At 70.6% G+C, this 218-nt stretch carries 1 protein-coding gene; it reads right to left on the reverse strand.

All coding sequences use genetic code 11. The annotated features are described in order from the left end of the window. On the reverse strand, window positions 1-218 hold a 218-nt coding region (locus ACX6XY_RS30580; RefSeq protein ID WP_460338025.1), incomplete at both ends, for a phosphoadenosine phosphosulfate reductase domain-containing protein.

The following is a 218-nucleotide window of genomic DNA, read 5'->3' on the forward strand; positions in this document are numbered from 1 at the left end:
TTGTAGAGCTGCCACAGTTCGGGGCGCTGGCGGCGCGGGTCCCACTGCGAGAACTCGTCCCGGAGGCTGAACACCCGTTCCTTGGCGCGGGCCTTCTCCTCGTCGCGGCGGCCGCCGCCGAACACGGCGTCGAACTTCTCCGCCTGGATCTTCTCGGTGAGCGGCACGGTCTGCAGCGGGTTGCGGGTGCCGTCGGGGCGTTCCCTCAGCCTGCCCGT

It is taken from the genome of Streptomyces sp. O3 (genome assembly GCF_054788135.1).